At 63.3% G+C, this 4,840-nt stretch carries 4 protein-coding genes and 2 pseudogenes; 4 read left to right on the forward strand and 2 right to left on the reverse strand.

The window, feature by feature from the left end:
* Positions 1-172, forward strand: a pseudogene (locus ENZ75_RS35220) (Enamidase); the annotation flags it as partial.
* A gap of 3 nt (positions 173-175) precedes the next feature.
* On the opposite strand, the gene ENZ75_RS21190 reads toward ENZ75_RS35220, so the two are convergent.
* Both ENZ75_RS21190 and ENZ75_RS21195 read right to left on the reverse strand, forming a co-directional pair.
* The gene (locus tag ENZ75_RS21190; protein WP_063170104.1) at positions 176-760 is read right to left on the reverse strand and encodes an amino acid synthesis family protein; all 585 of its coding nucleotides are present in this window, start codon (positions 758-760) and stop codon (positions 176-178) included.
* Positions 757-1,341 carry an amino acid synthesis family protein gene (locus ENZ75_RS21195; protein ID WP_063170103.1) on the reverse strand — a complete coding sequence of 195 codons (585 nt, stop codon included), beginning with the start codon at positions 1,339-1,341 and terminating at the stop codon, positions 757-759. The genes ENZ75_RS21190 and ENZ75_RS21195 overlap by 4 nt, the downstream gene beginning before the upstream one ends.
* Positions 1,342-1,594: 253 nt before the next feature.
* Here ENZ75_RS21195 and ENZ75_RS21200 point away from each other — a divergent pair, with 253 nt between their 5' ends.
* From ENZ75_RS21200 to ENZ75_RS21210, 3 genes and pseudogenes are all read left to right on the forward strand, one after another.
* On the forward strand, positions 1,595-2,599 hold the full coding sequence (locus ENZ75_RS21200; RefSeq protein ID WP_013530296.1) for a BMP family ABC transporter substrate-binding protein: 1,005 nt from the start codon (positions 1,595-1,597) through the stop codon (positions 2,597-2,599).
* An 88-nt stretch (positions 2,600-2,687) separates the two neighbouring features.
* Positions 2,688-4,265 carry an ABC transporter ATP-binding protein gene (locus tag ENZ75_RS21205; protein WP_063170102.1) on the forward strand — a complete coding sequence of 526 codons (1,578 nt, stop codon included), beginning with the start codon at positions 2,688-2,690 and terminating at the stop codon, positions 4,263-4,265.
* Positions 4,262-4,840: pseudogene (locus ENZ75_RS21210) on the forward strand (ABC transporter permease); the annotation flags it as partial. The gene ENZ75_RS21205 and the pseudogene ENZ75_RS21210, both read left to right, overlap by 4 nt.

Raw genomic sequence — 4,840 nt, forward strand, 5'->3', positions numbered from 1 at the left:
CCTGATCTTCATGGATCAAGCGATCGGCGGTGCCGGCGACGGGCTGCTCGACAGCGTGGCGCTCGGCAATCTTCCAGGCATTGGCATGGTCGTGATCGACGGCGAGGTGCGGACAGGCCGGAGCAGAAATACGCCTCCGGCGATGCGGGTGCCGGAAGTCCTGGCGGCCTGACGGTCAGCCGACGCCGTCAATGCCGACAATCTTGTCCTTGGTCAGCCCGCCGACGCGCGGGTGCGGCCTGCCGGAATCGGTGACGGCGATAGCGACGACGATCTCGTCGGCACGCGGTGCGTCGGGAACACGAACCTCCATGCCGTCGAAATGGCTGCGCACCCGCGCCGCGTCCTTGTGGCCGAGCGGAATATCGAGCGGCACGCCGAGGCCGCCGCGCTTCTTCGATGAGGGAATGAGCGCGGCGCCCTTGCCGAGCACGTCGCGGAACGGGGCGCCGAGCTTTGGATGAAGGATGGCGGCGGCATGTTCGAGCTCGCCATCGGCGCCGACGGCGGCCGCCTTGCCGAAGCTCTCGACCCGGTTGCCGGCAATGCCCAGAGCAGCGACGGCGCGCCTGGGCAAGATATCTCCCAACGCTTCGCCGATGGCGCTGAGTGCCGACAGATCCTCGACGTAGGTACCCGCATAGGGGTTGCGGATGACCGCAATGGCTGCGGCACGCCGCGTCGGCGGATCGACGGGCCGCCCGCCTTCGATCCGGGTTTCCTCGACGATGGTGATGATACGGCGGATTTCCGGGCTCATCGCAGTCCGTCCTCACCCTTGATGTCGGCGGCGGCAAGGCCGCCGACCCGTGCATGAACGCGTGCGCCGGTGGTCATCGCCAGGATGACCGCCATTTCATCGCTGCGCGGCGCATCGGCAATGCCGATCTCGATTGCATCGAAATGGCTGCGCACATAGGAGGCGTTTATGTGCGTGATCGGGATGTCGATGCGCGTTCCGGGGCCGCCGACTTTCTTGGTCGAAGGCACGATCGCCTTGGCATTGCCGAGCAGTTCGCGCATCGCGTAGCCGCCCGGATTGTGCCAGAGCGCGCCATGTTCAAGCTCGCCGGCGGCGCCGACTATGGCACCCTTGCCATAACCTTCGATGGCCTGGCCGCCCTCACCAATGGAGTCGATCAGGCGCCGAGCCATATCGAGACCGAGCGGCTTCAGGTCTTCCATGAAGCCGGTGATCTCTTCGACATAGCGTCCGGCAAAAGGGTTGGCGATGAGCGCGACGATCGCGCCTCGCTTGAGCGGACGTGCCGCGTGGGGTCCGCCCTCATGGAATATCTCTTCGATCTGAACCAGAAATTTCCTGACCACCACAGCCGGCATTGTTCTCTTCCTTCATCCCGTCGTTCATAAAACTCGTTAGAGTATCAACAATTATGCCTATCGACATTTGTCAAGCACAGACGTCGAGCAAGCGGGCGAAGGGCCAAGAAAACTGCATCGGATGACGATTGACAGCCTGTTAAGCCGCTCCTAAACTCATATGACCATCAACGAACTCGCCGTTGTCCCGGCGATGTGTGGGGGATGGTCAAAGCGTGGCTTCAAAAGCTGAAAAAAGCTGAAGGGGAATGACATGAAAAGGGCGCTCAAGAGTTTATTTCTGGCCGGCACGATGCTTGCCATTTCGTTCGGACCGGCCGCCGCACAGGCCAAGGTTTCCGTGGCCGCGATCTCGGGATATTTCGCACAGGGTTTTGGCGTTTCGATCGTCAACGGCCTCAACAAGGCCAAGACCGATTTCGGCATCGACCTCAAGCTGGTCGACACCGGCAATCGCGCGCTCGACTACCAGCAGCAGTTCGAGAATCTCGCCAAGGGCAAGCAATACGACCTCATCTTCGTGATGGGCTGGGAGTTGGTGGACTCGCTGCAAAAGGTCAGCGCCGAATATCCCGACCAGCGCTTCGTGTTCATCGATGGCGTCCTCGACAACCCCAAGATGATCTACGCCAATTTCGCCGAGGAGCAGGGATCCTTCGTCGCCGGCGCGCTTGCTGGCATGATCGAAGCTAAGGGCACCGCCTTCGACAAGATCGGCGACGGCAAGGCCATCGGCTTTGTCGGCGGCCGCGATATCCCGGTGATCCGCAACTTCCTGGGCGGCTACGAGCAAGGCGCCAAATATGCCGCGCCCGACGTCAAGGTGAACTCCGTCTTCGCCGGAACCTTCGACGACCCGGCCAAGGGAAGCGAACTTGCCCAGGCGCTTTACGGCCAAGGCTCCGACATTGTCTACAACGTCGCCGGCCCGACGGGTGAAGGCGTGATGCAGGCAAGTGCCGCGGTCGACAAATATTCGATCGGCGTCGACATCGACATGTGCGGCTCGGCCCCCGGAAATGTGCTCGCCAGCATGCTGAAGCGCGGCGACATCGCCGTCTATACGCTGATCAAGGACGAGGTCGAGGGCCGCAAGATCACCGCCGGCACCCGCACTTTCGACCTCGCCTCGGGCGGTGTCGAGGTCAAGGTCTGCGATGACATCGCCGCCAAGATCCCGGCAGAGATGACCGCCAAGCTCGACGAGATCAAAAAGGGCATCGTCGACGGCAAGATCGTGATCGCCAAGGCGAAATAAGCCAACACCAGCGCCTCCCTCCCAAGAAAGCGCTAGACTGATCCGCCGCGGCTTGCCGCGGCGGATCAGTGTCCAATCTGCGAGAGCCATGTTGTCGAACACGCCGGGGTCGCCGACCCTCCACAGCAATGCCGCGATGGCCGTCGAGTTGACCGGCATCACCAAGCGTTTTGGCGCATTCGTGGCCAATGACGGCATCGACCTTGCGGTCCGCCGCGGCGAGATCCACGCCATCATCGGCGAGAACGGTGCCGGCAAGACGACGCTGATGAACATCCTGTTCGGCCTCTTGCAGCCGGACGAAGGCTCGATCCGGCTGAACGGTGAAGAGATCGTGATCGCCGATCCGTCCGTCGCGATAAAGGCCGGCCTCGGCATGGTTCACCAGCATTTCAAGCTGGTTCCCTCGCTCTCGGTTGCCGACAACGTCTTTCTCGGCATGGAAATCCGTCGCCATGGACTTATCGACCACGCTGCGCAGGTGGCGCGAACGCGCGACCTGTCGAAGCGCTTCGGCCTGCAGGTCGATCCGACCGAGCGCGTCGGGCTGCTCTCGGTCGGCATAGAGCAACGCATCGAAATCCTGAAGGTCCTGGTGCGCGGCGCGCGCACCATCATCCTCGACGAACCGACCGCGGTGCTGACGCCGCAGGAAAGCCGCGAACTGTTCCAGACGCTGCGCAGCTTCGTGGCCGAGGGCATGACGGTGATCTTCATTTCGCATCACCTGGAAGAGGTGATGGAAGTGTCCGACACGGTGACGGTGCTGCGCAACGGCAGGAAGGTGGCGACCCGGCCGACGGCCGAGCTCAGCAAGGACCAGTTGGTGCACATGATGGTCGGCCGCGAGGTCAGCTTCGACCGCCGGCCGCGCGCTTCGCTGCACGGCGACGTAGTGCTCGAAGTGAAGGATCTGTGGGCGCGCGACGATCGCCTGCTGCCGGCCCTTCGCGATGCCAGTTTCACGGTCCGCTCCGGCGAGGTGGTGGGGATCGCGGGTGTGGCCGGCAATGGACAGACGGAGCTGGCGGAAGTGCTTTCGGGCCTGCGGCCGGCAAGCCATGGCGGGGCCTGGCTGAAGGGCCAGAATCTCACCGATCTCTCGCCCGCCGCGATCCGCCAGGCAGGCCTCGCCCATGTTCCAGGCGACCGCATGGTACGCGGGGTCGATCGCAACGCTTCGATAGCGGCCAACACCCTGATGGGCCGCCAGCATCGTGCACCATGGAGTCGTGGCGGCATGCTCAACTGGAATGCCATAAATCAAAACGCCGAAACGCTGATCAAGAGCTTCGATATTCGCGCGCGCGGACCGAGCGATGCGGTCAAGCGGCTTTCGGGCGGAAACATCCAGAAGGTCGTTCTGGCACGCGAATTCACCAATGGCGCCGATTTCCTGCTGATCGACCAGCCGACGCGCGGCGTCGACATCGGCGCCCAGGAGGCCATTCATGACGAGATCATGCGCCAGCGCGCCGCCGGCCGCGCGATCCTGCTGATTTCCGTGCAACTCGACGAACTGGCCGCCCTTGCCGACCGCATCCTGGTGATGTTCAACGGGCGGATCATGGGCGAGGTCTCTGGCGATGACGCCGACGAGGAGCGCATCGGCATGATGATGGCAGGCGTGGCCGCACCGGAATTCGCCGCGGAGACCGCATCATGAAAGACCATTTGCATGCCGTTTCCGGCCAGGTCATCGCCATCGGCGTGGCACTGCTGATGGGCGCGATCATCATCCTCATGGTCGGCGAAAGCCCGGTGCGTGTGTTCATGACACTGTTGCGCGGCGCCTTCGGCGATCAGGAGAAGATTGCCGGGACCTTGCTGCAGACGACGCCGATCCTGATCTGCGGTGTCGCTGCCTGCATCGGCTTGCGCGGCGGCATGTTCAACGTCGGCATCGAGGGCCAGCTGTTCCTCGGCGGCTTCGCCGCCGCCTGGGTCGGCTTTGCCATGCCCCTGCCCGCGGGCATCCACACGCTGGCAGCACTGGCGCTGGCGATCGTGGCAGGCGCGGCCTGGGTCGCCATCCCCGCCTATTTCCGCGCCCGCTACAACACCAACGAGGTCGTCTCGACGATCCTGTCGAACTACGTGGCGGTGCTGCTCACATCCTATTTCACCATCTTCCTGTTCAAGCGGCCGGGCGGCTGGTCGGAGACGCCGCCGATCCTGGCGACATCCTATCTGCCGGAGATCTTCACTTTTTCGCGGTTGAACTGGGGCCTGGTCATTGGC

This window comes from Mesorhizobium sp. M7A.F.Ca.CA.002.04.1.1 (assembly GCF_004022805.1).
GTDB lineage: Bacteria > Pseudomonadota > Alphaproteobacteria > Rhizobiales > Rhizobiaceae > Mesorhizobium > Mesorhizobium ciceri.

Coding starts and splice junctions, on each gene's coding strand:
- ENZ75_RS21190 (WP_063170104.1), bottom strand. CDS start 760: ATGAGCCCGGAAATCCGCCGTATCATCACCATCGTCGAGGAAACCCGG.
- ENZ75_RS21195 (WP_063170103.1), bottom strand. CDS start 1,341: ATGCCGGCTGTGGTGGTCAGGAAATTTCTGGTTCAGATCGAAGAGATA.
- ENZ75_RS21200 (WP_013530296.1), top strand. CDS start 1,595: ATGAAAAGGGCGCTCAAGAGTTTATTTCTGGCCGGCACGATGCTTGCC.
- ENZ75_RS21205 (WP_063170102.1), top strand. CDS start 2,688: ATGTTGTCGAACACGCCGGGGTCGCCGACCCTCCACAGCAATGCCGCG.